Below are 23,099 nucleotides of genomic sequence, written 5' to 3'. Positions count from 1 at the left end.
TAAGGGCTCCCAGCCGCTGACCCTATTCTCTGCGAAGAAAACGGCACCTAATTCATGTCCTTTTCATTGCCAAATAATGTTTGTTAGTTGTTAAAAGTGATTATAGTGTATAAATTTTACAGAAGTCAAGAAATAATTTTTATTTTTTAATATTATAGAATTAATTTATGCTTAAATTCCCGAAAAGTTACTTAGGAATATATGGGCTTAAAAAGTTTTTTATTATAATATTAACACCTGCATTTTATTTTGTTTTTACCTTTATTTTGTAAAAATAAAGGCAAAAAAGAAAGATATTACAAGCACTTATTTGCTTTATCTAAGTATTATTAACGAATTAAAATCCAGTACTGCTCAAATCAGAATAAGTAACATAGCACGAGTATCATCAGTTTTTTTATTTATATACTAAAATATTAAATATACCTTTTTCTACTTACACCAATATTAGGCTTGAACTCGTCGAAACTATTTTTTATCTATCTTTAGACGGAAGCCCCTGGTACATGCTTCCACTTTGCGGAAAAATCCGTTTTTTCCTGAGTTGTTCTTTAAGAATAACATCAAGCTGCCGCTGAATTTTCCTTGTTTCATTTGTTGAAAAATACGGGTAAGCCAAATTTACTGTTTCTAACGGATCCTTGGTCAAATTGTACATTTCAATTTGATCCGGAACCGATGTTTCTTTAAGGTTAGTAAGATCTACCGGGTAACTTTCATATTGCTCTCGGTGGATGACTTCATCTTTTTCGTTAGGTGCTGACCGAAATTGCGGATTATCATGGTATCGAGCGTATTTCCAGATTTCCTTTCCTGCGGCTGATTGAAACTCCACAATGACCGCTTGAATGTGATTAGGCTGAACGACTGACGGATAGCTTTCTCCTAAAAAATTTGTTTGGTGAAGTCCTTTTGTGGGGTCATCATCCGTCATAAAGAAAATCGGTGCTTTTTCTTGATGGAGCGATGTTTCTCCTCGCAACGTTCCTGAGAGGTCTCGCCCAACAAATGGATGTACTTCCGTATGACTTTTTTGCAATTGCTTTTGAACAGCGGAAACATCGATATTAGCCAAGCTAAGCATTGTCGGGATCAAGTCAACATGACTAGTCAGCAAGTCTGTACGTTGATAACTAGGAAACAAATGCTTGTTATGAATGAGAAGCGGCACGTGAATCGACTCTTCATACATGTTGTACCATTTTTGATGTAGTCCTCCGTGAGCCCCAAGCAAATCACCGTGATCCGACGTGAAAATAATAATGGTATTGTCATAGAACGAAGATTGTTCTATAGTCCGAAGGACTTTCAAAATTTGTTTATCAACATTTTTTTGAAGCTGATAATATAAGCGCCGGTAGAAACTAGAATTTGGCGTCGGCTGCAGCGCTTTTGGGTAGATGTATTTATAGCTGCTTTGAGCGCTAGGCTTCGTTTGTAAAGATTCTCTAATAGTAGGTGGCGGCTCGATGTTCGGAATTGTCTCATCAATAGAAAACTGAAACATAGCAAGGTGTTTGGTGATTGCTCCGAACAGCGCAATGTCATGCGGGTTCACAAACGAAGCTACTATGAGCCAAGGCTGCGCAGTCTTTTGATATTCTAATCGTTGAATAAGCTCTATGATTTCCTCTGCATATATTTCGTCTCGTCCACTCACTCCAATGGCCGCAGATGAACCAGAATTGTGCGGGTTTCTCCCTTCCGGCTCTGGACCAATCCACCCTGAAAAACCAAACTTTTCAAGCTTATTAGCCCGTTGATAGAGGCGCTCTTTTTCTGGATCCGGTATTCCTGTTTGCATCTGGTAGCTAGAAAAAACGTTATGTGTTCCTGGAATTAAGATGTTCTCATCAGAAATATGCCATTTTCCTTTATAAAAGGTTTGATACCCAGCCTGCTTAAAATAATCTCCCATCGTTGGGACGGTATTAGGCTGCAGCCAAAACATATCAGGATCTTGTGACTTCTTTGCGATACCTTGCGTTTGGGTCACTCCGTGCAAGGAAGGGTACTGCCCTGTAAACAATGTAGCTCGACTCGGTGAACAGGCTGTAGAACCGACGTAGTGACGAGTAAACCCCATTCCATGCTGTTTTAAAAATTCATGTGCTTTTAAATGTTTTTTTCGCCACTTTTTTACTTCTTTACTTTCATATACGGGTGGAAATCGTTCTTCGTCCACCATAATCAACAAAAAATTAGGCTGCTCCTTCATGTTTACTCCTCCGCGTGTTTATCAAATGTTCTGTATTGATAAACTATGTAAAAAGTACTTTTTTTAGAAGAACGGAGTACGGTTCATGTCTTTTTATACCCAAACAAAAAAAGACTTAGAGGATTTCTCTAAGTCTTTCATAACGCGTTTCAATACGATATTCCTTATTTTTTGTATGCTTTTAGCTGCTGATTTCGTTTATAAGTACCCATTATACTAGGTATACCTACAATTATGCTTATCATAAAACTCCACATCATGTAGCGCCAATCCCCTGTAACAAGCGCTACTCCCATAAAAAAAATGAGCTGACCAACAAGAGCTAACCATGAAGCTATCCAAGCAAACATCATATTCTCTTTCAAGTTATCACCTCATATTTTTAATTACGAATGACTTCTTTTATTTTACCATAAAATTCTAATTTCGAAGGTTGTTCTACTGTTTATGCTATGTACATAACTAAAAAAGCTAATGACAGCACGTAGCTAGCCATTAGCTTTTTTATTATTTTGCAAATACATGATTCCCTATTTTAATTGTTTCTTGTTTTTGGCGCAGCCATTGATCTCCTGTTTTATCAGGATTAAAGAAGAATAATGAACCTTTTCCTTGACCTTGGAAGTTAATTGCTTCTTCTACAGCTTTTTTAGAACCTTTGTCTGCAGGTTTATTAATTTGACCGTTGCTGACTGGGCTGTACTGACCTTTTTGATAAATAACGCCTTTTACAGTGTCAGGGAATTTGCTGCTATCGACTCTATTTAATACAACTGTTGCCACGGCTACTTTGCCTGCGTACGGCTCTCCTTTGGCTTCAGCTGATACAAGACGAGCTAATAGTTCTTTATCATTTTTATTTACTTGAATGTGCTGTTCATGAGCGGGTGCTGCAGCAAATGCTGAGTAACCTGCACCAAAACTCGGGATAAGCATTGCGATAGCAATTACTAGTTTTTTCATCATAAAAATAAAAGCCTCCTTGCTATTTCTTGACGTGGTTCATATGCTAGCAGAAATATAGGAGTCTTTCATTGCAAAAAATTATCCAGTTCCAAAAGAAATTGTATATTCTCGTATTTTTTTAACTATTTTTCAGCATATAAAAATATAACTTTACTCATTAAATATGGGTTGCATTTCATTCTTTAGTCATTTATGATATAACAATATAAATAGTAATGATTACGATTTGAAAGAAGGACTTTAATATTTAATAAAGGATTGATTATTTGGCTAAAAAATCAAAAATAGCAAAAGAAAAGCAACGACAAGCACTTGTCGAAAAATATGCTAAGTTAAGAAAACAGTTAAAGGAAGAAGGAAATTATAATGAACTACGAAAGCTTCCTAGAGACTCTTCTTCTACTCGCTTGCATAATCGCTGTGAAGTAACGGGAAGACCTCGTGGATATTTACGTAAATTTAAGCTTTCGCGAATTGCATTTAGAGAACTCGCTCACAAGGGACAGCTTCCTGGAGTGAAAAAATCAAGCTGGTAAAATTCTAATGAGGTAAAAAGCCCTCTTTGCTAAAAAAGGAATTAGTATACGTTATAAATCGTAATCGTTACTTTTAATAGGAGAGATTAACATGGCTACATGGAACTTAGATAAAACGAAACATCACGTTCTCATTTGCAATGGAAGCAGCTGCAATCGAGCTGGTGCCGAAGAAGTTACACAAGCGATTCGAAGCGAGATAGCTAATCAAGAACTGGACGAATACATACACACCACTCGTACTCGATGTAACGGAAGATGCCATGATAAATGCGTCGTCATTTCCTACCCAGACGGTATTTGGTATAAAGATATGAAACCTGATGATGCACAAGAGCTTATTAACTCTTTAAAGACAGATCAACTTTTTGTCCAAAAAACAAGTCATACCTTTTGCGGAGAAGGTTTCCAGCGAACAGAAGGTACTGTTAAAGGTATCTCAAAACAAAAAGAAATGGTCATCAAAGTATCTAAAAAACTTTAATTCACAACAGTGAAACCATGGTCTTATAAAGGTAACCAACTAAAAGAGAAACATCATTAAAAATGTCTGTTTGTTTTCTCTAATGTGTCTATTGCTTAATCTAAACAAAAAAGCCGCCCCTAGCAACCGGGACGGCTTTTTTACCTCTAAACCTTTAAGAAATTAGATTTTTTCTGTTTCACATATAAGATCTGAACTGTATATTTTCTTAACTACTGAGGAAAGAATATCAATTCCTTTCTTTAACTCCTCATCTGTAGCAGTAAGACTTATACGAATGCACTCCTGATTGTGAGAAGAAGATCGGCTACCGTGAAAGAATGATCCGCCTGGTACTACAATCAAGTTTTCTGCTTTTAATTTATTGTATAGATCGTTATCACTAAAAGGCAAACCTTCTAACCAAAGCCAACCAAATAACGAACCTTCTGCTTTATGCAAATACCAAGGAATATCATCCGGCATACGTGTAGTTAAAAGATTTTTTAAATAGTCATGTTTTTGTTTATAATGAGTTCTTATATAGTTAGCTGAAATTCCAGCTAACTTCCCGCTCTTCAAGGTGTTAGCTACCATTCGTTGACCTAGCCTAGAAGAGTGAATCAAAATATTTGATTGAAAAGCTTCCATTACTTTTATAAAGTCACTTTTCCCTATAGCAATCCCTATTCTCTCTCCAGGCAAGCCGGCTTTAGAAAGACTCATGCAGTGAATGATGTTGCCATGTATAATTGGATTCATTTCAACAAAGTTCATAGCCGGAAAAGGAGGTGCGTACGCTGAATCAATTAGCAATGGAATGTGATAGTCCTTGCATACTTTGGATATAAACTGTACGGCTTCTTCGGAAAGGATGTTGCCGCTTGGATTATTAGGTCTTGATAATACGACAGCTCCGATATCTGGGTCCTGTGCTATTTTATCTTTGAATGCCTGTTTGTTAAATTCATAACGAAACGTATGATGATCAAGCTTTGAAAGGATAGGAGGAATTCCTTCTATTACACCTTCCTCGAGTGCGACTCCACTATACCCAGCGTAATCTGGCAGCATAGGTATTAATGCTTTTTTTACTCTTCCTTCTTTACTTGTACCGCAAAACGAATTTAAAGCTAAAAAAAAGAGATTTTGACTTCCCGACGTGATCAAGACTTGTTCTCTGTCCAGTTTAATACGATAATTCGTAAAGAAGTATTCTCTTATGCAATCAATTAATTCATGCGTACCGTAGCTAGAACCATATTGGCTAATCAAATTTTTTAATTGTTTGTCGTTCACAATATCTCTTAAAGCTTCTTCCCACATTTCATAAACTTGAGGGAGGATGGCGGGGTTGCCAGCACTTAAATTCACATATTGATTGAGATCGGAATTGAGCACTTCTTGGATGTCATGCATAATCGCGCGAACGCCTACTTTATTAGTCATTTTGTTTCCTATTTTACTCAAATGCAAAGCAGTCACTAGTGCACCTTCTCCTTAAAGATTATGGTCATCGAATAGTAAGTATGGAACTTCAATCTTTTTATTTTGCTGATTAATAAAGTAATTGTCCGGGATAATAAATTTATCATCGTTCTCACTAGGTAATAAGTATTTTCGAACATAATGTTCAGCTTTTTCTTTATAGCCAGAGTCACTTTGAATTGTTTCAAGTTGTTCAATTTCTTTTACTAAAAGGTCTAGTTCCTTCAAACACATGTCTAAATCTAAATAAGCATGGTCTTCTTTTCGGGAAATTGAACGCCCATTTGTAACTAGCCAGCTAAAAAGAAAAAAACCTGTTCCAGAATCAAAGTTTCGAGGTGCATTATGCTGACTAGGATACCTTAAAAGGCGTTCAAAGAGAACAAATTCCGTTATCTCTTCCCAAAAAGGATATTTTCTTTTATGAAGAGTCAGCACCGTCTGGCAATCTACTTTAACTTCTTCTAGTATGCCTGCAAAAAAATTCATTTTCGCCTGTATATGTTGGTCAAAAGGTTTATTTCCGCAGTGATGGTAATAATCATGCAGATATCCCCAGATTACCCTTGCCTGATAAGTGTCTTCTCTATTCATAGTATGAGATTTAAAGTTAAAATCAGGAAAGATAGAAGACGCTCTTTTTAATGTATCCTCATTGTATATGCTGTGAAATTTATTAAAGAAAAATATCGCGAAGTTTTGACTTGTTACCTTTTCTTTTGTTTTTACATTCTCAGGGAAAAATACAATACACTTTCCTTCCATAAATCCTTGAGTACCAGCCAACAGCTTTAAAGATTCACATCCATTTTTAGGATGAGGAAGGTCTGCTTCGATGGATTTCATGATTTCAGGTTCATCGCGAACAGCGATAAAGGCTTCTAAATAAAATCCTCTTTTTGTAGGGCCATTAGGCGTTACAATCGGTCCTAAAAAGAACGTCGCTTCCCTGTTTGTAGGCGGGCTATAGGCAATTAACGTTTGATCAAAGTAAGGAGACTGATCGAGTCCTCTTTCAATCCAATCACATACGTCATTTTTTAATGCATGCCACACTTCAGGTAAATTTAAAGAGTTATATATTGTTTCAGTTTCAGCAACTACTTTTAATAAGAGCTCTCTAGCTTTTTCGTAATTTCTTTTGACCTCTCCATTTGGGCCCTGATATTTTCTTATCTCATATAGAGCAGGTACTATTTTACCGTTTAATAACTCCACTAAACTTTGAGTGTGATTTTTTGTTAACATGATTAAAACCCTCCTTTTTTTAGAACAGCTACTTAGCAGAAATATCTTTAGATGATTTAAGAGTAGAGTTATGTGTATTTTTCTCTATTTGCTTTTTTAAGTTAATAAATACAACCCCCGCTATTACAAACGCTGTACCTATATAGACCTGTTTGTTTAATGTTTCACCTAAAAAGACAAATCCTACATATAAGGCAATAACCGGTGAAATAAATAGATGCGCCGTTGCTTTTGATATATGCCATTTTTTTAATAAATAAATATTAATAGAAAACCCTAAGACCGATCCTATAATAGCCAAGTATAATAATGAGATAAGACTAACCCCAGAGAAAGTGCGGTTTCCATTCTCTATAAATAAACTAACAATCAGTAAACAAGCGCCTCCACTTAGCATCGAAAAAGAATTAAAGGTCATAATAGGCAAGGATTTTATGCGAGATTGAACTTGAACAGTTATAAAAGCAGAACCTAGCATAGCCATTAAAATGACGATCATGGCTACTATTTGGATAACATTTCCCTGTATAAACAGCTGATTTCCAAATACAACGCTCATACCAATTAAGCACATGACTACACCTATCTTTTGTCCTTTTGTAGCCGGTGTTCCTTTAAATAAGCGGTTAAATAAAAGAGCAAATACTGAAATGCTGGCAGCTAAAACGGAAACAAGCCCGCTTGGCAAATAGACGGATGCCCAATAAACAGAACCAAACGGTAGAGCAAAGTACAAAATTCCGTTTAATGCTGAAATGATTACTACTTCTTTTGAAACGGACATTTTTTTTGTGAATAAGAGGTAGAGGGTAATTATTAAACTAGCAATTAAAAACCTCATACCTGCTGACCATAGAGGCAAGCTATCTTTTAATCCCGTCTTTTGAAAAGCCCATGTGGTTCCTCCAATGACGGCTAATAGACAAAACAAAAGATGTACATGAATACGGGTTAATTTAGAAATCACTGTTTCACCTTATTTCTTTTTTTAAGTTGAGCCTATTTTCTTCCGTGAAGTGTAAAACACATCGGCACTTCTCCAAAATCTTTTACAACTGTTAACCCCTGCTCGTTAGCGGCTTTACTTGTTGTAATACATGCGTCTACCTTTCCTTCTAAGCAATCAATCGCCGCTTGAGCATTACTATTTACTAACTGAACATTGGGACTGATGGAATGAGCTAAATCAACAGGGGCAGGATGTGAAGCGATTAATAGGTTATTGTTTGTTATCACCTCTTCTTTTGAGGCAAGAACCATGCTATATGTTGGCATAATAAAGCTATCTACTAGCTCTAAACTAGTTAAATTTTTGAACACAATATCATGTAAGTAAGGATATACCGCGCAGCCTAGAAGAGCAGAACTCTCTGTTTCTTTCACATGAACTAAAGCTTCTTCCAACGTTTGATGCAAAAAGACCTGACCTTGTATGCTTTGGCGTTCAAACCACAGATAGCCTGCTTTTTCACAATTTGTTCCTTCAGGCCCTAAGGTATGGATAATACTAATCTTTTGAAGCTGCTGATTTTTCTTACTAGACGACTCTGCAACTATCATAGCTTTTGATACCCCCTATGCGTTTACTTTATTTTGATAAACGATTTTTACTTTGTTATCCAAATAGCTGTAATACTGTTCACAGTCGGAATAAGAGTCATGAGTGGTTAAAATAAATCCAGGGTAACCTGAAAAGTGCGGATATGGTAAAATGTCTGTCCCCTCAGTTATAAATTGAATAACCCTTTTTACTTCAGTGTCTCTACGCACGTCTTCTAAGCCTCGAATTTCTTTAAAAATCCCATGGCCTTGCACAGGGATAATGTAGTTGCCCACCACTTTCTTTCGTTTTCTTTCCTTTTTTAATACAGGAGGTTTTAATCCTAATACATAGTGAAAAACTAGCTCCATATAGTTAATACCTGTACTTTCTTTTACGATATAATGAGAAATCCCAGACCCTCCAATGCGCGCTCCTATTTCAATCACATAAGGTTTTCCTGCTGGGTCCAAGCGTAATTCAATATGGGCGGGGCCATTCTCAATCCCTAAAGCGGTTGCTGCCCTAGCTGCTTCTTGCGAAATAGATTCCAAAACGTTTTCTTCTAGGGGAGCTGGAGCTATATAAACACCTTCTTCAAAAAAAGGCCCTTTGGAATTTCCTTTGTAGCCTATAGAGAGTACACAAATCTCTCCTTCTACAGAAAACGTCTCAATAGCAAACTCTGGTCCGTCTATAAATTGTTCAATTACCATGCCCGTTTTATTTTTTGTAAATTTACTTAGGTCTTCTTCATTTACGCATCTCACTTTTTCTATGCTGTCAATCAATTCCTTTTTATTATTCGCTCGTGATACACCTTGACTGGAAAATCCGTTAGAAGGTTTTACTACGACAGGATAAGGCAGTGAAAGATTCTTTAATTCCTCCGTATTTTCAACCTCTTTAAAATACGGAGTGTTAAGATCATTATCTTTTAAAACCTCTCTCATTTTCTGTTTATTGCGACAGTTACTAATCACAAACGGTGATAAGCCCGGTAAGTTTAAATCTTCTGTCAGCTGAGCTACAAACTCTAACGCAGGCTCATATAATGTCATAATGCCGTCAAAAGGATTTTTATGATGCTCTGATTTAATAATCTCAAGAGCTTTGCCTGAGGTGTGAAATAAATCAATGGGTATGAAATTTTGTACGTTTTTAAGATGCTTAGGTTCTACTTCTTCTTGGTTATAAAAAAACGTCATTTTAATTCCGAGAGCTTCTGCTTCTTCAAAAATAAACGGTAAATATGTATTTTGTAACACAACTGCTAGATGCTTATTTTGTAACGGCATGTACTTCCCCCCTACTTTTAAACAGCTCTTCACTGTTCGATGACTAAATTCTAATGACCGCTTCATATATTTGTCAATTTAATTTTATATAATATTAGGAATATATAGAATATTTAATATATTGGTAAAAGGTAAAGAAAAGAATGGTTTATAGGGTTAGTACTAAGGCGAAATTAAAAGCAGGAATTTTGCTATTTGATTATAAAGATATTGTTAGAAAAAAATTAATGAGAATTTTTATAAAAAAAAGAAAGGTTGACATAGATTCAACCTTTCTTTTTTATGTTTTTTATTAAAATAGATAGTAACCATTTATAAAGTTACATCTTTTTCAGCCATCTCATTTAGTATTCTTTTTAAAGCGACGTCCGGGTTTAATCCAGGATCTGTTATATGCTGAACTAAGCCTTCCGCACTTTCACTGATTTCTTTTTCCGTAGCAACAACCGAATTGTATTGAACAAAGTGAGTAAGAAACTTCATGCCCGTTAAGTTAGCCGTTTGTTGCAGTGGTTTTGTTAACTCACTAATCGTATAGTTGTTATAACCTCCTGCTCTATATGACTTTTGCGGACCTCCTACTGAAATTGCCAATACAAATTCTTTTCCATGCAGTTTGGTGCCATTCGTGCCGTATGCCCAGCCGAAAGTTAATACATCGTCCAACCATTTCTTCATTAGCGGAGGCGTACTATACCAGTAAAAAGGAAATTGAAAAACGATGCGGTCATGCTTTAATAAAAGCTCTTGCTCTTTTTCTACATCAATTTCCCAATTCGGATAGCGCTCATAGATATTATTAACTGTGACATCTTCCTTCTCTAATCGCTTCATCCACGCTTTATTAACGTTAGATTCTGCTAAATTAGGGTGAAATATATTTACTAATACTTTCATTATGATCTCTCCTATACTGTGTATAATTTTTATAGTACGGAGATGATTTTCACTTAAACATCTCCTCTTAAATTCCTTTACACGTTTATTTTAGGAGATATTTAAGTCGTTTTCTTGTACAAAATTCGGTTATTTTTGTATAAAATTTTGTTTCCACTTAAGCGGGGACATTCCCGTTATTTTTTTAAAATGCTTTGAGAAGTGGCTTTGATCTGTAAAGCCTAATTCATAAGCAATTTCACTAAGCGGCAAACTGGAGCTTTGTAATTTTTCTTTTGCTCTTTCAATTCGAATCTTAAGCAAGTATTGATGGGGCGTTACGCCTAGCGTTTGTTTAAAGCTGTTAATGAAATGAGAGGAACTTAAATTAGATAAACGAGTTAACTCATCTAATGTAATAGATTCAGCATAGTGATCTTGCATGTATTCCATCGCTATTTTTAAATGCTCAAGTCCCGGCGTCTTACTAAGAAAATTGGATTGACTATCGTTATGCTGTTTTAAAATGTGATAAATAATTAAATTTGTAACTGAGTCAATGTAAAGTTTTCCTTGAGGATTCCCATGTTCGACCTCTTCATTAAGCCACAAAAGAAGCTGCTGCATTTTATGATCTTGATTTCTAAGGTAATAGCTTAGATCAAGGCTAGAAGATAAGCTTTCTTTATCAGCTATTTCTTTAACGATTTGAGGATTTAACTCAACACGTAAAAAAGATAACGGTTCTTTCCACTCGCAAGTGCTGTCAGCTCCCGCAGGAATAAAGTTAATATCATTTTTAAACGCTACTCCTCCATGAAAGCTGTCTGCTACTGTTTCTTGAATCGCAACAGGCTTAGCGGTACGGTGAAGAAGAAGCAAATGTTTATCCAACGTTTCACGTGCTTGTTAAGGCTGCACGTTTGCTGCTTTTATAATTTGAATATTTTCTTGTTTTTGACTCAAAACGTCATTTGAGTTAAACTTCACTTCTTTCATATAGCGCTCCTTTTTTATAGAGATATCCATCTTTTACTTTTTAGTTTGAATTTATGTGAACCCTTTTTGATTACTATAACGAAAGAGAGAATAAAAAGAAAAAGAAGTGAACCATAGATTCACTTCTTTTATGACGAACTCTTTATTTCATAGCCTGTAAATGGTTATTAGATTTCTGTTTTGCACCCCGCTGAACGAAAAAAATGATACAGAGCGCTAGAAGATATAAACATGCAAAAGCTGTTATGTACCAAAGCGCTGAGGTAATGCCGCTTGCGTCCATAGTAAAGCCAATAAGCGCAGGGAAAACAGCACCTCCAAGCCCTGAAAAACCAGTAATTAAACTGGTGACAATACGAGCAGATCCGGTAAACGTATGGTTAGCATATACCATCGTTATCGAATAGATACCTGACATTGCAAGCCCTAAAAACGCTAATAAAATATAGCCTGCTACTGCTTCTTTTAACAAGATAAACAGCACTAAACTCACAATTGTTCCTCCAATGCTGCCAAAAAGATAGCGTTCGTATGTAACGATTCGAATAACCCATCCAGTAGCTACTCGTCCTATTAGCATAGCCATCCAAAAAACGCTTATGCTTAAAGTAGCCTGTGATGGAATTACATCTAGATACACGATAAAAATAGACGAAAGAAAATTATTCATGCTGCTTTCCACTCCGGCGTACATAAAAATCATTACACTAAAAAGAGCGAGTATTTTCCATCTTTGATTTTTAGCAAGCACAGGCGCAGGTTCTGAGTTGGCGTCTGAAGCACCGCTTTCTGAAGTTGAAACAGTCTCTTTTTTAAAAGGAATCATTTTACAGACTACAACCATTAGTAAAGCTAGTATACTGGTTATAAAAAATGAATACCTCCAGCTGTTCTGTGAAATCAATAAGCTAGCTATTAACGGCATCAACAGCGCACCCAGGCCAAATGATACTTCTAAATAACTCATAACAATAGCTCTTCTACCGATAAATACTTCCATCATTAAAGTAGCTACAACTACTTCCAAGGCCGCTACACCAATACCATTTAAGAAATTGAATACGATAATCCACTCAAATGGAGGCAATAAAAGCATACCTATTTGTGATAGTGCTATCATTAATGCGGAAATTGTAAGTAAATTCATTTCGCTGAAGCGTCCTAATAGAAAAGAAGATAGCGGAACTCCTATCAAAAATCCTAAAGAACCTACTAATACAAGCTGCCCGCCAACTGTATAAGACACATGGTAATGTGTTAACAATTGCGGTAAGACGGATCCTACGGCTGTAATGACTAATCCGCCCAACAAATAAAGCGCATATGAAGCTAGCGCAAATTTTTTCATCTTCCCACTCCCTTATATCCTCTAAAGCGTTCTTTCTGTACTCAATTATAAAGGTTTTTCTTAGATTATTAACCGAAATCCTAGAAAAAAATTTCTCCATACGCTACTTAAGTTCCAATCATTTATAAGATAAAACAAAAAGAAGGAGATCTATGTCTCCTTCTTTTTGCTATTCACCTTATAGTGATGCTTTTAAAATAGCTAAAATATCATCTTTATTCAGTTTCTTAAAGTTACCGAAACCTCCGTGCTCCATTTCACGAGCAGCAATTCCAGCAATTTCGTCTAGTCGCTCTTCTCCGATATCGTAATCTGCTAAGCGAGAAGGTGCACCAAGGCTTGACCAAAAAGCGCTTAGCTTATCGATTCCTTCTAACGCAATTTCTTTGTCACTTTTACCTGCAGTTTCAATATCAAACATGCTTGTCATGACGCGTTTCATACGAGTGACATCTTGATCTACAACGTGTCGCATCCAATTTGGGAATAGGATTGCTAAACCGCCCGCATGAGGAATGTCATATACTGCTGATACCGCGTGTTCAATTGTATGTGAAGCCCAATCGCCAAAGTAGCCCATTTGAAGTGTTCCGTTTAATGCGATCGTTCCGGAATATAAAATCGTTTCGCGGTGTTCGTAGCTTTGCAGATCTTCTAGCAATTTCGGTGCTGTTTCAATTACTGTTTGTAATACGGAATAGCACATACGATCTTGTAAAGGCGTGTTTTTCACGTTATGGAAATATTGTTCGAACACGTGGCTCATCATGTCTACCATGCCGTAGATAGTTTGATCTCTAGGAACAGACATCGTGTTCACAGGATCTAGTATAGAAAATACAGGGTGCGTAACGGCGCTTCCCCAAACGTATTTTTCATTTGTTTCCCAATTCGTAATAACCGAATCAGGATTCATTTCAGAACCTGTTGCTGCCAATGTTAATACCGTTCCAAACGGCAGTGCTTTTGTAGCCGTGACTTTTTTGTTAATAATATCCCAGACGTCTCCTTCATACTCAGCTCCGGCAGCGATTGCTTTTGTACAGTCAATAACGCTTCCTCCGCCGACTGCTAGCATGAAGTCAATGTTTTCATTTCGGCAAATTTCAATTCCTTTTCGTACCGTAGATAATCGAGGGTTTGGCTCTACGCCCGCTAACTCGTGTATGTTTACGTTTAGCTCTTTTAACAGCGCAAGAACTTGATTGTATAAACCGTTTTTCTTAATGCTTCCTCCACCATATACAAGCAAAATATTTTTTCCGTATTTCGGGAGTTCTTCTGATAATGCTTGAAGCTGGTCTTTTCCGAAGATTAATTTTGTGGGATTATGATAAATGAAATTTTCCATACTATCTGTATACCTCCTAGTTGAATATAAAGTAAGTCGTCGCATTACGCGAACAAGAATGTAAGTATAAATGTAAAACAAAAATTTTTCAAGAGTTAAGTTCTCAAATCGCGTACTTTGTTTTATTGAGTGATTAAAATGAAGAAAATGGCTTCCTAGACATAAAAAAGAGAGCAAGTAAATGCTCTCTTTAAAGCTCTTTATAAACCATTTTTCTATACGTAACAAAGCCTTCTTTTTCGTAAAAACTCTCCGCAACCGTATTGTCACTCCAGTAATCCAACTCAATTGTATTTATGTCTTGAGTACAGGCAATGCTATAAATTTCTTTCATCAAACTTGAACCAAACCCTTTGTTTTTGTGGAGTTCTGCGATACTTATTTGATGAACATAAATTGACTTGTAAGCTTTTTTAAACACTGTTTCTGAATACTGCTTTATTTCAACCCAAGCGAATCCTACATGCTGTCCTTCATCTTCTGCTAAAAGAAAGATAAACCTATCGTTTTCCATAACTTTCTTAAAAAATTCATGTATCTTCTGAAAATCATATGTTTGAAAGCGCTCGGGGGATAATTCTACATGCAGTTGATGAACAGACTGATTAAGCTTGGCAATTGTATCAGCATCGAAAGTACGGCTAATCTTCAATTTTTTCTCTCCTATATATCTCATATTTAGTAGTGGTCGTTATGAATTTATTTCGTTTAATATAGCCGGTGCGTTTGAGGTAAATAACAGATAGTTTTTATTGGTCGTTTTAATAAAAATTCGGTCAGTTGTTCCGTACGGAGGGCCAATTCGAATGGCGTTTGCTTCTTTGCCTCCGTACGTGTCATCTTCCGTTACTTCAAGAATGTCTTCTAACGGAATCGTAAAGTGTGCAAGCTGCCATTTTATAATGAGATTATCATTTATTTTTCGGACACTGATAGTTGGTGTAAACATTTTGTCCATCCCCTTTGGCTTCTATTTATCTTAACTTTGTCTCTCTGCAACGTGTTCTTTTATCCTTAAAATCGCTTCTTTCGGACAGCCTTGAAAATAGCCTCCGTGATAACAAATAACATGCTCGATCTCATAGTTTAAAAACTTTTCAAGTGATTGAACTGCTTGGTCCATATTTAAGGTCGTTTGTTTAACAGGTTCCATTAGCTGTCCATTTGCCAATACTAGAGCATCTCCGGCAACCAGCGTTTTTGATTTTCTTAAATAAAAACTAACGTGCCCAGGCGTATGTCCGGGAGTAAAAATAACTTCAATGCCTCCGCAGTATGGAAGCAGTTGACTTCCTTTTAATACTATATCCACGTCAACTTTTGGAGGGGTTTTATATAAATATTTTATTTCATCAGGTATAGCTGATAGTTCTTCTTTACTCATTTGACTAGCATTCGTTTTAATAAGCGGAAGTTTCCCTTCAATATACGGCTTATCAAATTCATGAGCATATACGATGATATTTTCATTTGATTTTTTTCGTATATCAGTCGCACACCCTATATGATCTAGATCTTGATGCGTTAGAAGAATTACTTTTAGCTGTTCAATAGATATATTCAATTCACCCAAGATCTCTTTCAGTTGATCGGTTTGCCCAGGCATTCCTGTATCAATTAGAATAGCTTCATCGTTATTCCAAACTAACGTAGGATTTAATATTATATCTTGGTCAAAAGCTCTGGCAGTCAACTGTAGCATCTCAACACCTGCAGAAATTCTCATTACGAACCCCTTTTCTTATTAAAGTACAAAGATTTCCAACCTCCACAATTGCTTAGCATGCAGTGCTATTCTTGAATTTTATCAATAAACAAAATAAAAACCAGACTGGAAAAAAATCACTTTTTATGATATGATATTTGTATAACAGAGTGTAAAATAATCGATTTTTATAAATGAAAAGGTGAACCCCACTGTCCGGGGTTCACCTTTTTTCTTTGTCGTTAGCCACTATGGCTTTTTTATTTCTTATCCTCTTTTTGAATGCACTCATGCAAAGGTACAACCTTGGTTTTCTTTGCTATTTTATATCCCCACCACGTCGCTAAAAAGAGAGGCAGGCCAATGTAGGAGACCGTTAAGCCGTACCAATCAATTTTGTCGGAAAGTACCGCTTGATAGTTTTGTCCTAAAATAACAATGAGGCACATTCCAAATGCAAGAACAGGACCTAGAGGGAACCATTTTGCTTTATAAGCTAGATCATTTAGATTCTGTCCTGAAGCAACATATGCTTTTCGGAAACGATAGTGGCTGACGGCAATACCAATCCACGCAATAAATCCGCTCATACCTGAAGCGTTTAAAAGCCACATATACATTTGATCACCAAAAACGGATGTTAAAAAGGCAAGACCGCCAATAATAGTGGTTAAAACAAGCGCATTTACTGGAATTCCTCGACGATTAATTTTCCGAAGCGCTTTAGGCGCTTGCCCTTCATTGGCCATTGACCATAACATTCGCGTAGAAGCATATAAACCAGATGTTCCGGCTGATAAAACGGATGTAAGAATAACAGCATTCATCACCGAAGCAGCTGCAGCAATTCCTGCTTTCTCAAAAACAAGCGTAAATGGACTAACCGCAATGTTATCCACATCTCCTCCTAGAAGAGATGGACTGGTGTAAGGAATGATAAGCCCGATTACAGCAATGGCTGCAATATAAAATAGAAGGATGCGCCAAAAGACTTGGCGAATGGCTTTTGGTATATTTTTTTGAGGGTTTTCACTTTCCCCTGCCGCAATACCGACTAGCTCTGTACCTTGAAAAGAAAATCCCGCGATAAAGAAAATGCTTAGTACGGACAGAAATCCGCCGTTGACCGGCGCTTCTTCTAATGTAAAGTTTTTAAAGCCGATATATTCACCGCCGAAGATGCCAAAGATCGTCAGAAGGCCCACTCCGATAAATACAATGATGGTTACTACTTTTACGAGAGCAAACCAATATTCAGATTCTCCATAGCTTTTTACAGATAGGAAATTAAGTAAAAAAATTAAGCCTAAAAACAAAGCGCTCCAGATAATACTTGGCACATCAGGGAACCAAAACTTCATGATAATAGCAGAAGCAGCTATTTCTACAGCGAGCGTAACAGCCCAGTTAAACCAGTAGTTCCAGCCGAGCGCAAACCCGAGAGCTGGGTCTACATAGTGACTGGCGTATGTTGAAAAAGAACCTGATACCGGCATAAACGTGGCCATTTCTCCAAGGCTAGTCATGAGAAAATAAACCATAATTCCAATAGCCCCGTAAGCAATCAGCGCTCCTCCCGGTCCAGCAGTTTGGATGGAAGATCCCGTGGCTAGAAATAAGCCAGTTCCTATTGAACCTCCAATGGCAATCATGGTCATATGACGAGCTTTTAAATGGCGTTTTACATGCTTATCGTCCTGTTTTTTTTCTTCTTCATTACGATTTATATCGACTGCTTCCATACTTATCCCACCTTCATAAAAGAACTATGCGAACATGTTTAACGTAAAGCGTATAAGAATATCCATCTCCTATAAAAAGTAGGAGATGGATCCTTTATTGCTCACTTTGAAAAATCAAAGTAGTTTCGTTTTAATAGACGAGGCAGGCTCATAAGCTGTTCGTACGTTACACTTTTTTCTAAGGCAGAGGTGTTGATTAAAAACAGTTGATCTTCAATCTGTCCAACTGTTTCGTCTGTTTGATACGTAATTCCACATTCTGAACATGTAATGGAAGGCGTCTCTTTAATTTCTATAGCTTTTGTACCGTCAGGAAGCTCCCAATAAACCGTTGCATCCGTCTCCTTGGCTTCATATGATTCGCACCATTGGCACTTCAATATTATTCCTCCTTCGCTCCCGCTGTTTCGTATTTTTTCATTTGCGTTTCAAATTTTTTCTCTTTTAATTGATCGCGCTTTTCACGCTTGTCTTTTAAAGAGCTATGCTCTGGATTTTGATCATACGTTTTCCGGCGGTCAAGACGGTTTAGACCTTCTGGCGTTAAGTTGAACTTTGTATCATCAATAATCGAAAGAACACCGTTGCTTTCAAATTTTTCAAACACTTCAGGATATACTTTTTTATAAAATTCTTCTGCGCTGCCACTTTGGTAATTTTGCGGCTCCGGATAAGACGTAATAACACCTTCAAAGTTTCGAAGCACAACTTTATTGGAGCTTTGAGAAATAATGTAGTTTGGCTGCAGCGGAATTTTACCGCCTCCTCCAGGAGCATCCACGATAAACGTAGGAACTGCATAGCCGGACGTATGGCCGCGAAGTCCTTCCATAATTTCTAGCCCTTTGCTGATTGGCGCACGGAAATGGCCGATTCCTTCTGATAAATCACATTGATAAATGTAGTAAGGTCTCACGCGAATTTTTACTAAATCATGCATAAGCTGCTTCATGATTGGCACGCTGTCGTTAATTCCAGCTAAAATAACCGCTTGGTTTCCAACTGGAACTCCTGCGTTGGAAAGCATTTCACATGCACGCTTTGATTCTTCTGTAATTTCAATTGATGTGTTAAAGTGCGTATTTAGCCAAACCGGATGATATTTCTTTAAGATGTTGCACAGATTTTCTGTAATGCGCTGAGGGAACACGACCGGCGCTCTTGTACCGATACGAATAATTTCTACGTGCGGAATATCGCGCAAATTTTTCAAAATATATTCTAAAATATTGTCATTGATTAATAGGCCGTCTCCTCCGGAAATTAATACATCACGGATTTGAGGGTTGGCAGCAATGTAATTAATAGCTGTATCCAGCTGTTTTTTTGGAACGCCCATGCCAATTTGTCCTGAAAAACGTCTTCTTGTACAGTAGCGGCAGTACATAGAGCACTGATTTGTAACTAAAAACAGCACGCGGTCTGGATAGCGGTGCGTTAAGCCAGGAACCGGTGAATCTTCATCTTCATGAAGCGGATCTTCTAAATCATACCTTGTCTTATGCAGTTCTTCTGAAATAGGAACGGACTGCATTCTGATTGGACATTTCGGATCGTTCTCATCCATTAACCATGCGTAATAAGGAGTGATGTTTAACGGAATCGTTTTGGTTGCAATTTTAACGCCTTCTTCTTCTTGAGGTGTTAAATTGATCACTTTCTTTAAATCTTCCAATGTTTTAATCGTGTTTGTCAGCTGCCATACCCAGTCGTTCCACTGCTCGTCCGTTACATCTTTCCAAAGCTCGATTTCTTTCCAGTGTCTGCTTGCTTTATATAATGTATTTTTCATTTTATATTCCCTCCAAAGTTTATTTTTTGAATAGATGTTCTACTAAGAAATTGACCGCACCATGTAATAGCGGTCTTCTCCTTCGCCAAACTCTCCTGCTCGCGTTTCTTTAATCGTAAAGCCCATTTTTTTATACAGCTTAACAGCGCCTTCATTTTTTACATTCACAGTCAAACAAACACTTTCAAAACTATCTTTTTGTAGAATAGAAAATATTTCTTCTAAGAACAGCTGTCCAACTCCGCTTCCTTGTTTATCAGAGCGGACGTAGAACCCAAAGATATAAGCTTTTGTGACATCTTTGTAATCTCTAAGCAGCTCGCAAATGGCAATTGGCCTTGCGTCATTTTCCTGGAAATATTGAATGAGCTTTCCGTAGCGCGCTAAAGGTACAAGCGTCTGTTCATCAACGGCTCCCATGCCCGGAAACGCATCTTTTTCAAGTTCAATCATCATTTTTTGCTGCGCGGGACTTAACGACTCTGGGACTTCGATATAATACTGCTCTTTTAATGCATCCATTTTTCTTTCCTCCTTTTTTCACTTTCATATTTTGCATCTTGCAGCGGCCATATTGGACTTGGAAGGTGCTGATAATTAAAGGTCGTTAAGCGATTTGACGCTACGCCTGGAGCATCCACATAGATGATAGACCCTACAAGCGGTTCAAAAGCGGCTCTGAAATGATTTTTAGCTTTTAAACCAATGATTTTTTTCCTTGCTGGCTCGATACCGATATGGCGAAAAAGTTCAGGATCGTTTGCTGATATCGGCCTTCCAATCAACAAAATATCCAATTCTCCTACTCGAATATGAGCTGCGCCTTTTACATTTACTTTTAAATGCTGATTAAACGGTCCCGAATTGTAAAACTCACCTTCTGATAAGCCAATGACCTTTGCTTCAACTTCAACGGGCTTTCCAAACTCAGGAGAAACTTTTCCTCCTAAGGAAAGAGAGACGTAGCTTCCAACTCCTGCTTGCAAGCATTGTTTAATAGATTCAGGGTCATAAAGACCTCCAAACAGTGTCCCCGGCATATTTAGCTTCAGCATGTATTCTAAAAGCTCTGTTGTATCACCGCTTCCGCAGCTTAAAGGATTGTCCGCTATATCAGCGAGCACAATTGGCTGTTCGTTTGATCGTTTTAACGCTGTTTGCAGACCTTCTTCAACGGTAGGCAAATCTACCATAAATTCCTCTTTTATACTCCAAAATTGAGAAGCTAGTCTATTTGCTGTTTTTTCTGCTGTTTCCGGATTCAAAGCTGTTACGAGCACGCTTGCTCCCGCAATTGGAATATCAGAATACGGAAAGCCTCCAAAAACGGAAACATTGTATACGTCTTCTTCTTGCTCGGCTTGCTTAGCAAGATCAATCATTTTTTTCATAGGTCCTTCTGCTGTTCGCATATTAATCGACGGCAAAAGCATGGGCAGTTTTTTTAAAGACGCATAATAGATAGCGCTTTCTTTTACCTGTGTTAAAAGCGCTCGCGCTGCGTTCACTCCTTGTTCATACATATCAACGTGAGGATATGTTTTAAAACCGAAATGTAGCGGCGTGTACGTAAGCATATATTCACTGATATTTGCGTGCATATCGAGCGTAGTAGCAATGGGAACGTCGCTTCCTATACAGCTTCTTATTTGACCTAACAAATGAGCTTCCGGATCGAAAAGATGCTCTGCTACCATTGCGCCGTGCAAGGCGATTAATAAGCCATCTAGCGGGCCGGCGTGAGTAAGCATATGCAGCATTTGCTTTTCAATTGTGTAATAAGCTGCCGAAGATACAACCCCAGACGGAATTGCAGCTGCACAAACAAGGGGAACGATTTCTACTTGCTTCTCTTGCTTTAATACATCCAAAAATCCCCCTACTTCTGTTTTGGTTCCTGAGTATGCTTTATATATTTCCGTTCCAACAAAATATCCTTCTTGTACAAACTGTTCTATTTCTGTTTTTAATGGACTAAAGCTGTGAGATTCATGATAAAAAAAGGCAATGCCAATGCGATATGAAGACATGTGCTCCTCCTTTTCGCTAAGGTGCGAGATTAATAGTTGGTGTAGACAGACTTCCATTCTGTCATCACATCAAATGCATGATGAGAAACTTCCCTGTGGCCGTTGCCAGACATTTTCATTCCACCGAATGCTACCCCCATTTCAGCATTAGATGTTCCGTTATTGATATAGACTAATCCGCTAACAGCGTCTTTGGCAGCTCGGCTGGCATAGTGCAAGCTGCTTGTATAAATAGAAGTGGAAAGTCCGTACACCGTTCCATTATTGACGCTCATTGCTTCTTCGTAGCCATCTACTTCAATAAAAGCAAGCACGGGACCAAAAATCTCTTCTTGAGCAATTGTGTGATTTGAATGGACGTTATCGATGATTGTAGGCATGTAATAACAAGTTCCTAACTCTGATAAAGCACGACCTCCGAGCGCAATATTCCCGCCTTCTTCTACCGCTTTTTGTACGTAATCTTCTACTAAACGGCACTGCTGTTCATTAACAAGCGGTCCTATTGCAACCCCTTCATCAAGACCATTTCCAATCTTCATTTCTTCTGTAAGAGCTATTACTTTTTTCAACAGCTCTTCTTTTACTGAACGCTCCACGATGACTCTGCTAGCTGCGGTACAACGCTGACCCGTTGTCGTGAATGCTGATTTAACGATTCCCTCTGCTGCTTTATCCAGATTGGCATCTTTTAATACGATAACCGCGTTTTTTCCTCCTAGCTCTAAAGAAATACGCTTTAAGGTTTTGCTGCTCATTTCTGCTAATTGCTGACCAACTTCCGTAGAACCTGTAAATGAGATGATTTTCACTTCAGAGTGCGTAGCAAGCTTTTGTCCAACAATTCTGCCCGATCCTGTAAGCAAGTTAATCGTTCCTTTTGGAAGCCCCGCAGCGTGCAATACTTCCATAAAAATCTTCGCTGAGAGCGCCACTTCTGAAGCCGGCTTCCAGACAACGGTATTGCCAGCAATTAAAGCGGCAAACATTTTATAAGAAGCGAGAGAAACAGGAAAGTTCCAAGGTGTAATACATGCCACAACTCCAAGCGGTTCGCGAACCATTTTTATATCTCGGTCAGGAAAGCCAGCGGGCACTATTTCGCCAAACAAACGTCTTCCTTCTCCCGCCATATACTGAGCTGTTGCAATGACGACACCAACTTCCCCTATGGATTCTGATAGCGGTTTTCCCATCTCTTTTGTCATTACTTGGGCTAGCTCTTCTTTTCTGTTTTCAAAAAGCCCAGCTGCTTTTGTTAAAAATGCTGCACGTTCAGGAATAGATATATTTTTCCAGTGGCTGTAGGCTTTACTAGCCGCGTTTACGGCAGCATCGACTTGACTAGCCGTAGCGGCTGCGCACATTCCGACGAGCTCTTGTGTTGCAGGGTTTATACTTTTAAAATAGGTTTGCTCCTCTTCACTTACCCACTCGCCGTTAATATATAAATCTCCTTGCAACAGTTCGGTTTTAGTTTGACTCATATCGTTACCCTC

Annotated in this window: 23 protein-coding genes and 1 other annotated feature (1 of these 24 only partly in view); of the genes, 2 read left to right on the top strand and 21 right to left on the bottom strand. The window is 37.8% G+C overall.

Features of this window, described 5'->3' with window-relative positions; all coding sequences use genetic code 11:
* Positions 1 to 76 (bottom strand) — a binding site (T-box leader) (it extends 151 nt beyond the left edge of the window).
* A 399-nt stretch (positions 77 to 475) separates the two neighbouring features.
* From NST66_RS10535 to NST66_RS10525, 3 genes are all read right to left on the bottom strand, one after another.
* Positions 476 to 2,218, bottom strand: a complete 1,743-nt coding sequence (locus NST66_RS10535; protein ID WP_340843306.1) for a sulfatase-like hydrolase/transferase — start codon at positions 2,216 to 2,218, stop codon at positions 476 to 478.
* 164 nt (positions 2,219 to 2,382) lie between these two features.
* Entirely contained in the window at positions 2,383 to 2,583 is a 201-nt protein-coding gene (locus tag NST66_RS10530) for a hypothetical protein (protein ID WP_034266212.1), read from the bottom strand.
* 142 nt (positions 2,584 to 2,725) lie between these two features.
* On the bottom strand, positions 2,726 to 3,184 hold the full coding sequence (locus NST66_RS10525) for a cell wall hydrolase (protein WP_049164594.1): 459 nt from the start codon (positions 3,182 to 3,184) through the stop codon (positions 2,726 to 2,728).
* Between the two features lie 266 nt (positions 3,185 to 3,450).
* Here NST66_RS10525 and rpsN point away from each other — a divergent pair, with 266 nt between their 5' ends.
* Complete coding sequence (gene rpsN, locus NST66_RS10520) at positions 3,451 to 3,720, top strand: 30S ribosomal protein S14 (RefSeq protein WP_034266209.1); 270 nt, start codon at positions 3,451 to 3,453, stop codon at positions 3,718 to 3,720.
* 91 nt (positions 3,721 to 3,811) lie between these two features.
* Positions 3,812 to 4,204, top strand: a complete 393-nt coding sequence (locus tag NST66_RS10515) for a (2Fe-2S) ferredoxin domain-containing protein (RefSeq protein ID WP_176344054.1) — start codon at positions 3,812 to 3,814, stop codon at positions 4,202 to 4,204.
* A 162-nt stretch (positions 4,205 to 4,366) separates the two neighbouring features.
* Here the strand turns inward: NST66_RS10515 and NST66_RS10510 are convergent, their stop codons facing one another.
* The 18 genes from NST66_RS10510 to NST66_RS10425 form a co-directional block, all read right to left on the bottom strand.
* Positions 4,367 to 5,668, bottom strand: a complete 1,302-nt coding sequence (locus NST66_RS10510; protein ID WP_340843305.1) for a valine--pyruvate transaminase — start codon at positions 5,666 to 5,668, stop codon at positions 4,367 to 4,369.
* Positions 5,669 to 5,683: 15 nt separating this feature from the next.
* Positions 5,684 to 6,919 (bottom strand): DUF6421 family protein, encoded by a 1,236-nt coding sequence (locus tag NST66_RS10505; protein WP_165636063.1) that lies wholly within the window; start codon positions 6,917 to 6,919, stop codon positions 5,684 to 5,686.
* Between the two features lie 28 nt (positions 6,920 to 6,947).
* On the bottom strand, positions 6,948 to 7,886 hold the full coding sequence (locus NST66_RS10500) for an EamA family transporter (protein WP_034266198.1): 939 nt from the start codon (positions 7,884 to 7,886) through the stop codon (positions 6,948 to 6,950).
* A 32-nt stretch (positions 7,887 to 7,918) separates the two neighbouring features.
* The gene (locus tag NST66_RS10495) at positions 7,919 to 8,479 is read right to left on the bottom strand and encodes a hypothetical protein (protein ID WP_034266196.1); all 561 of its coding nucleotides are present in this window, start codon (positions 8,477 to 8,479) and stop codon (positions 7,919 to 7,921) included.
* 15 nt (positions 8,480 to 8,494) lie between these two features.
* A complete protein-coding gene (locus NST66_RS10490; protein WP_340843304.1) occupies positions 8,495 to 9,757 on the bottom strand; it encodes an ATP-grasp domain-containing protein in 1,263 nt (420 codons plus the stop codon).
* Between the two features lie 312 nt (positions 9,758 to 10,069).
* Positions 10,070 to 10,654, bottom strand: coding sequence for an NAD(P)H-dependent oxidoreductase (locus tag NST66_RS10485; RefSeq protein WP_340843303.1), 585 nt, complete (start codon positions 10,652 to 10,654; stop codon positions 10,070 to 10,072).
* Positions 10,655 to 10,783: 129 nt separating this feature from the next.
* Entirely contained in the window at positions 10,784 to 11,527 is a 744-nt protein-coding gene (locus NST66_RS10480) for a helix-turn-helix domain-containing protein (RefSeq protein ID WP_157876215.1), read from the bottom strand.
* 247 nt (positions 11,528 to 11,774) lie between these two features.
* Complete coding sequence (locus NST66_RS10475; RefSeq protein WP_049164582.1) at positions 11,775 to 12,980, bottom strand: MFS transporter; 1,206 nt, start codon at positions 12,978 to 12,980, stop codon at positions 11,775 to 11,777.
* Between the two features lie 178 nt (positions 12,981 to 13,158).
* A complete protein-coding gene (locus NST66_RS10470; protein ID WP_049164578.1) occupies positions 13,159 to 14,331 on the bottom strand; it encodes an iron-containing alcohol dehydrogenase in 1,173 nt (390 codons plus the stop codon).
* Between the two features lie 190 nt (positions 14,332 to 14,521).
* Positions 14,522 to 14,983 (bottom strand): GNAT family N-acetyltransferase, encoded by a 462-nt coding sequence (locus tag NST66_RS10465; protein ID WP_049164576.1) that lies wholly within the window; start codon positions 14,981 to 14,983, stop codon positions 14,522 to 14,524.
* Between the two features lie 39 nt (positions 14,984 to 15,022).
* On the bottom strand, positions 15,023 to 15,280 hold the full coding sequence (locus NST66_RS10460; protein WP_033578994.1) for a SunI/YnzG family protein: 258 nt from the start codon (positions 15,278 to 15,280) through the stop codon (positions 15,023 to 15,025).
* A gap of 30 nt (positions 15,281 to 15,310) precedes the next feature.
* Positions 15,311 to 16,057: an MBL fold metallo-hydrolase gene (locus tag NST66_RS10455; protein WP_034266182.1), complete on the bottom strand. Its 747-nt coding sequence runs from the start codon at positions 16,055 to 16,057 to the stop codon at positions 15,311 to 15,313.
* Between the two features lie 239 nt (positions 16,058 to 16,296).
* Positions 16,297 to 17,778 carry an amino acid permease gene (locus NST66_RS10450; protein WP_165636056.1) on the bottom strand — a complete coding sequence of 494 codons (1,482 nt, stop codon included), beginning with the start codon at positions 17,776 to 17,778 and terminating at the stop codon, positions 16,297 to 16,299.
* A 101-nt stretch (positions 17,779 to 17,879) separates the two neighbouring features.
* Positions 17,880 to 18,158, bottom strand: a complete 279-nt coding sequence (locus tag NST66_RS10445; RefSeq protein ID WP_049164565.1) for a YokU family protein — start codon at positions 18,156 to 18,158, stop codon at positions 17,880 to 17,882.
* A gap of 2 nt (positions 18,159 to 18,160) precedes the next feature.
* Entirely contained in the window at positions 18,161 to 19,570 is a 1,410-nt protein-coding gene (ablA, locus tag NST66_RS10440) for a lysine 2,3-aminomutase (protein WP_028408513.1), read from the bottom strand.
* A gap of 42 nt (positions 19,571 to 19,612) precedes the next feature.
* Complete coding sequence (locus NST66_RS10435; protein ID WP_049164561.1) at positions 19,613 to 20,092, bottom strand: GNAT family N-acetyltransferase; 480 nt, start codon at positions 20,090 to 20,092, stop codon at positions 19,613 to 19,615.
* Positions 20,080 to 21,600 (bottom strand): M81 family metallopeptidase, encoded by a 1,521-nt coding sequence (locus NST66_RS10430; protein WP_099331002.1) that lies wholly within the window; start codon positions 21,598 to 21,600, stop codon positions 20,080 to 20,082. Before NST66_RS10430 ends, NST66_RS10435 begins: the two co-directional genes overlap by 13 nt.
* Before the next feature lie 29 nt (positions 21,601 to 21,629).
* Positions 21,630 to 23,087, bottom strand: a complete 1,458-nt coding sequence (locus tag NST66_RS10425; protein ID WP_154991337.1) for an aldehyde dehydrogenase family protein — start codon at positions 23,085 to 23,087, stop codon at positions 21,630 to 21,632.
* Positions 23,088 to 23,099 lie beyond the last annotated feature (12 nt).

The sequence above is a fragment of the Priestia sp. FSL W8-0524 genome, assembly GCF_038005965.1.
Taxonomy (GTDB): Bacteria; Bacillota; Bacilli; order Bacillales; family Bacillaceae_H; genus Priestia; species Priestia zanthoxyli.
The sequence above is the reverse complement of the archived record's forward strand: the minus strand, read 5'-3'. Positions and strand labels throughout refer to the sequence as shown.